Source organism: Geobacillus proteiniphilus (assembly GCF_001908025.1).
Lineage (GTDB): Bacteria > Bacillota > Bacilli > Bacillales > Anoxybacillaceae > Geobacillus > Geobacillus proteiniphilus.
Genome location: NZ_MQMG01000091.1, coordinates 1 through 6,252, shown reverse-complemented (window position 1 = coordinate 6,252; position 6,252 = coordinate 1). Strand labels below are relative to the sequence as shown.

The 6,252-nt window shown below is 31.2% G+C and carries 5 protein-coding genes; all 5 read left to right on the top strand.

Features of this window, described 5'->3' with window-relative positions; all coding sequences use genetic code 11:
- On the top strand, nt 1–1,390 hold a 1,390-nt coding region (locus BRO54_RS18380), incomplete at its 5' end, for a TnsD family Tn7-like transposition protein (protein ID WP_139268090.1).
- 547 nt (nt 1,391–1,937) lie between these two features.
- Nucleotides 1,938–2,969 (top strand): DUF3307 domain-containing protein, encoded by a 1,032-nt coding sequence (locus BRO54_RS18375; protein WP_074044819.1) that lies wholly within the window; start codon nt 1,938–1,940, stop codon nt 2,967–2,969.
- A 35-nt stretch (nt 2,970–3,004) separates the two neighbouring features.
- Nucleotides 3,005–4,090 (top strand): hypothetical protein, encoded by a 1,086-nt coding sequence (locus BRO54_RS18370; RefSeq protein ID WP_074044818.1) that lies wholly within the window; start codon nt 3,005–3,007, stop codon nt 4,088–4,090.
- Nucleotides 4,080–5,771, top strand: a complete 1,692-nt coding sequence (locus BRO54_RS18365) for a ThiF family adenylyltransferase (protein ID WP_074044817.1) — start codon at nt 4,080–4,082, stop codon at nt 5,769–5,771. Before BRO54_RS18370 ends, BRO54_RS18365 begins: the two co-directional genes overlap by 11 nt.
- A complete protein-coding gene (locus BRO54_RS18360) occupies nt 5,771–6,244 on the top strand; it encodes a Mov34/MPN/PAD-1 family protein (RefSeq protein WP_074044816.1) in 474 nt (157 codons plus the stop codon). The genes BRO54_RS18365 and BRO54_RS18360 overlap by 1 nt, the downstream gene beginning before the upstream one ends.
- Nucleotides 6,245–6,252 lie beyond the last annotated feature (8 nt).

Here is a 6,252-nt window from a genome sequence, read left to right as displayed (position 1 = left end):
AAAACATAAACATCAGGTATTGCTGTTTAGCCGAGTTCCCTATAGAAAAGGGAGTAGGACTAAATATGTAGCTGCATCAGAAGAGAATTGTTATTTTTTGCAAGATAAATGCTACGATATTATTTACTCGAATAAAGAAATCCTTACTCTTATTACGGAAGAGGGGGTGAAGTTAGCAAAGAGACAATATAGCTGGGACATCGCGAATCTCCATAAAACTTATCGCTTCATGTTGAGTAAAAGAGGTTATTTAACAGCACAGGGATTTGTAAACCAAACCAAATTAGGCAGGAATTTAATTAGGTATTATGGAGATGAGCTTTTAAAATATTTAAATTGCGAAGTTAAACCGGGAGACGCCAACTGTTGGCTGAGATTATTAACAAGTAAACATCGCGCTATTTTCCATCCATTGAAACATATCTTGTTGTTAGTATTTCTTCAAGAGTCTGTAGATAGCATAAAAGAGAATGAAAATAAATCTTTTTTTGCATTTGGAGAGGGACCTTATCCTTGTCTAAATCCTGTTGCAGAACATTATGGTCAACGATTAATTGAGGATGTTCAAATAAAAAGAGATGAAAATACAGGAAATCCGCGCGGCCTATTTGTATGCGAAAAATGCGGCTTTTCATATTCGAGAATTGGTCCAGACAAGGATATTAACGATCAATTTCGTTATAATAAAGTAATAGAGTATGGACCGGTATGGAAAGAGAAGTTAAACTATTTCATTAATAACGAAAACCTTAGTAAAAAAGAGACAGCAAGAAGGTTAAATGTCAGTATTGAGACAGTAAGGAGATATTTGAATGGTTTTGAAAAACAACCCAAAAAGGAAGCGCCTACAATAAAAAAATTAGATGAACTAAAAAAGCGATGGTTAAATCTTGTTGAGCAATATCCGAACTATTCTCAAAATCAACTTAGAGAGTTAGATAAGGGGTTGTATACATTATTATATTATTACGCTAAAGAATGGTTACAACAAAATTCTCCGAAGGGAAAAACATATCATAACGGAAATAAAAGATTTAATTGGGAGGAAAGAGATAAACAGGTATTACCACTAATTAAGAAAGCTATAGAGAAAATTCTAAATGAAGAAAAGCCTATCCGAGTAACACTCTATCGAATTGCGCAAGAAGCAGGTATTTCAGGATTAAAATCAAAGTTGGAAAAAATGCCGGAGACTAAACAGTATATTCTGTCAAAACTTGAAAGTGTCGAGCAATTTCAGTTAAGAAGGGCAAAATGGGCAATTGAAATGATAAAAAAACAAGGAATGCATGTTTCTAAGAGCAAGGTTATGGAAATGGCTAATCTGCACAAAGCATCAATCGAAACTATGTCTAAAATTGATAAATTAATAGAAAGTTACAATTGCTAAATAAAAATGGTTCTTACGTAATCTTGGTGATATAGGGTTAATAATCAAGAAATGGGCATATAACATTTTAGATTAACTTAATGTCTAGTTTTCTTTCCCAATTCTAAACGACCTTATATTTTCTGCAAGATAACGTAGGGATCGTTTTTTATTACATAGGCTCTTAACTAATTATTTTGATTATAAACGAAAAGAGTACAATAGCTGTTTTTTGGTGAATCATTTATCTGTCTCGATGTTTAATGTGATGCTATTTATATACCTAGCTAAAGAATAAATATAAAAAATGGAAATAGAGGAAATTACGCTTAACTTGAGTCGGGAAGAATTGCAAAAATAAATCAGACAGACGCACGGGCAAAGATCAATGCCAAAATTCATAACTGTATATCGTCTATAAAAGTGAAAAAGGAATTGTAAGAGAATATTCAATTGATAAAATAGTAATAGGAAATATTGATAAAAATGTTATCTTTTATGATAAAATCTATGTTAGGTTCGTCCTAGTTTTAGTCTGTTTAACAATAGCTGAATAGGGGATCTACATATGAGTAGTAATCAAAACTTAGAAAATAGTATTAAAAGAGAAAAACAGTTTGAATTTTTAAAAGAGGCGATTAATGATACGCAAAATACAATCCGATTTATTGATTCTAAAGCAAGTGCTGTAATCGTATTGTGGTCTATAGTTATCACAGCGTTAGTTAGTACTTATAGTAAATGGATAGAGTGGCTTCGTCAGTTCTATAAGAACGAGGGGCATTTGGAGATATTATTTATTACTTTAATACTCTTAGGAATGGCAATTTGTTTTATTTTAAGCCTTTTACTAGTTTATCGTACACTTTTACCAAATAATTCTCCTGTAGAACATCTAAAACTCAATGAAGTTAACCTAAAAGAAAACTATTTTATATCTTCAACAGATAATAAAATGAGTTTTTTTGACCTCTTTAGACGAAATCCCAAAATAAAACTTCGTAAGCCAACAAAAGAATTTATTTTGGATATTAAACAGCTAACAGATGAACAGATCATTGAAGAGATGGCAATTGAATTACAAAAAGTTTCTGCTATACGGTTAATAAAGTTACAAAGGGTAAATAAGGGAATTTTCTTCTTTTTAATCTTTATTGCACTCCTTACTACTTTAATTGTTTATTCACTGATATCGAATTTTATTCAAGTTACAAACTTTAGATTTTTCGGTATTTCAGTCAATGTTGAATTGTTTATTTACCTTTATTTAGGCCATAAGATAGGTGATTATCTTTTACAATCCGATAAACAAGCTAAATCAAAACAAAATTCTTGGTATTATTTACTAGTACATTGCGCTATCTATTCTTTATCAGTTATTGCAATTCCTTTTATTTTTATGGGTTATTTTAATTTGGCTGCTTTATTTTTTGTATTTATAACACATGTGGTAATAGACCAAGGAGCATTGCTTCGTTTTTGGATGAAGTACATAAAAGGAATTAAAGATCCTGACACTGAGGAAGTAACTATGGTTAAGTTAGAAATTGATCAGACTTTTCACTATATTGTAATCGGTATTATTTCAATATTAGGATAAACTTGTTAAATAAATACTTAGTGGAGGTGTTTACCTTGGCTAAGAAAGTGAACTTGTCAAAATTTATTCGTAATAACAGGAAATATGACATAAAAACTAACCCGGTTGACGTAATCTTTGGAAGAATAACAAAAAGCTTTTTTAACGAAACTCAACAGAGAGAAATTAATCAAGTAGAGGATATTATAGAACAGGAATTGAATGAAGATTTTACAATTGGAGGTCACCCGAAATATGATGAATTATTAAGTAAGGTTAAGTCATATGAAGATTTTAGTGTTCACAGAGTTAGTGATGTTAAGTTATGTTCGATTTTCGTAGATTTAAGAAATTTTACAAAGCGAGCTTTGTTTATTGATTCAGCAAATGTCGAAACAATAGATGACATTGCAAATTTAAAGCAAAAAGCAATATCCACTTGGATTAAATTAGCCCGATATTATGATGGCCATATCCATTCAATCACAGGCGATGGTCTGATGGTACTGATGGATAAGTTAGATGAAGAAGACGAGGAGTGGACAATTGGGGCAAGGAGTTTATTATTTAGTTTAAGAGTATTGGAGAGTGCAGATATTTTAAATGATTACTTAAAAGAGTTTTTAAAAGAAAAAGGAAAAGAGCAGTATGCTAATAATCCTGACAATCTAATTAATATCAAAATTGGTATTGAATACTCACCTAAGACTTTGATGAATCCACAAGGGGTTATTGTTAATGATAAAGGGGAAAATAAAGCTGTAGGAGAGGTAAAGGCAACTTCATTCGAAATTGACTTTTCTGCCAAAGTGCTAAGTAAATATAAGGAAGCTTTAAATGGTTTAAATGATAATGATGCTAAAAATAATCGATTAATCCTGTTTGGTAATCAGTATAAAGAATTGATGCAGTTTTTGGATAGTGAAATTGAAGTGAAAAAAGTCGATTCTTATAAGAGAACAATGTATGATGTAACTGAAACTAGAGATATATACTCGCTTGATACAAAACCTATTAAAAGAAATATATTTACTATTGAAGATGTTGCTGATATATGTGATGTAGAAGAACAGAATGAAGATTTTGCAAGGGCATCCGTCATAGCTTTACAAGATAGCGGTGAAATAAAACATGGAAACTAAAAAAGAAATTTTAGCTGAGTTTAAACGACTCGGCTTTTCTCTTATTGACGAGAACAAAGTTTTTGGATCCATTACTTTTGGTGAAATATCCATTGAAGTTACAATTTGTATTGATCAAGATTTTCCTTTTAAAGCTCCAATTATTTTTTTAGAAACTATTTCTGGAAAAAAAGAGTTATATAAAAATATACCTTATAAATGGAGACACTTAGATGAATGGGTATTGAGCCAAAATCCAAGGGATTCAAAGTTTACAATATGCTGCTTACATAATTGGGTTCCTCAAGGAAAGAATAATGCCAGATTTATTTGTGATCGAATTTATAGTTGGCTGAAATCAAATATAACAGAAACTTGGGATCCAGAAGAAGATTTACCAACTTCAAAGATTATACCAAAGCAAGCGACGGTTGCAAGATTAATTCTAAGTAATGAATTTATAGAATCTTGTATGAAAGAGTTAAAACCAAAAGAAAAAAAACTTTATAAATTAATCCATTCTAAATATAAATTTAAGGGTACAGGGGCAACTTCGAGAAATGGCGTGATTTCCAATAAGTATGCTTTAGATGATATTGATTTCAACAATCCTTACATTTATTTTTTCTCAGACGATAGGGAAACCAAAAGTACATGTCTAGATTATCTTATTAATATTAAATCAGACGGCGGATTCAATCATGCTGATTGTCTTGTAATTCGCCTTCCTTCGTGGGCTCGATTTAAAACTCTATATCAATTGTTGGAATATCTAAGGGTGAATGAATATATTACTTCGAAGCTAGTTAGAAAATATAACAATTTACCTATAGTAGTTATCTTTAGAGGAGATAAAGGACGTACAGAAGTCGTATCGTTTCTTTGCGATAAAGAAATATTGAATCAGAATGGAAGTATGAAGGTTCAAATGATTAGCATAGATACGATACCTAAAAGACAACCAGAGATAGGGTTAAATGTAGGACTGATAGGAGTAGGCTCACTTGGCAGTAACGTTGCAAGGCTCTTGGTTAATAAAGGAGTAAAAACTTTATACATGTCTGATCATGATATGTTAAAGCCAGAAAACTTAGGTGGACATATCTTACCCTCAATGTTTTTATATGCAAACAAGGCTGACGCTGTTGCTAATTATTTAATGCACCACTTAGTTAAAGAAACAGAGATATACTCTGGTAATAATGATGAGGAAGTTTTTGAAAAAGCAGATCTCCTTGTTGTAACCGTAGGAGATAATGAAGCTTTTAATAAACTAGCTTTTAATAAACTACAAAATTATAAAAAGCCGATTATTTGGGCTTGGGTTTCGCCTCATAACATTATTCACAAAATGGTAATAACATCCCAAAAAACAGGTTGTCTCAACTGCTTCTTTTTACTTGAAAAGAAAAATGAAACACTAAGGCAAATTAACGAAAAAGTAAATGAAGAACTTTCTAAATTGGATATATCCTATATTGATTTATGCGGTAACCCACATACTGTATCATTCCCTGAGCGCATGGCAGATTTTGCAGCTAAGATTGTCGCTACTATTAGCCTTTATGCAAAAACTAAAAGATTTGAATTTGACTATTTGGTTGAGTACTGGGATGTCAATACATCTATTCCTAAGATTTTTACTGGATTGTTAAATGTTCAAGATGAGTGTGGATGTGAAGGTAAAGGGAGAGAAAATTAATGTATAGCTTTTACTTGGAGATGGATGTTTTTAGCAAGCTCTGTTCAGCAACAAAAGATAATCCTACGATAGAAAATGGAGGACTGCTTTTTGCTAAGTTTAAGCCTAAAAAGTTAATTGTCACTGATGTTATCAATGCAGGACCTTTGAGTAAAAGAAATAAGTATGAAATAATTCTTAATAAAGAGGAACTTCTAACACAAGCACTAGAACTAACAGGAAATGCACGATATTTTGTTGGTACATGGCATTCGCATCCACCTAATGCTTCTCTTCAACCTTCTTTGATGGATTTAACTACTATGAAAAATATCGGAAAAAATCTAGTAAATGTATATCCACCTGTTTTTCTGATTGTAAAGTATGTAAATAATAAGCTTATTTTTCAGGCTTATTCGCTAAACGAAAAACTTGAAATTATAGGAATTTATTTTAAGAATATGTCTAACTTAAAAATCTCCGAGTTAGATTAATATTTAAT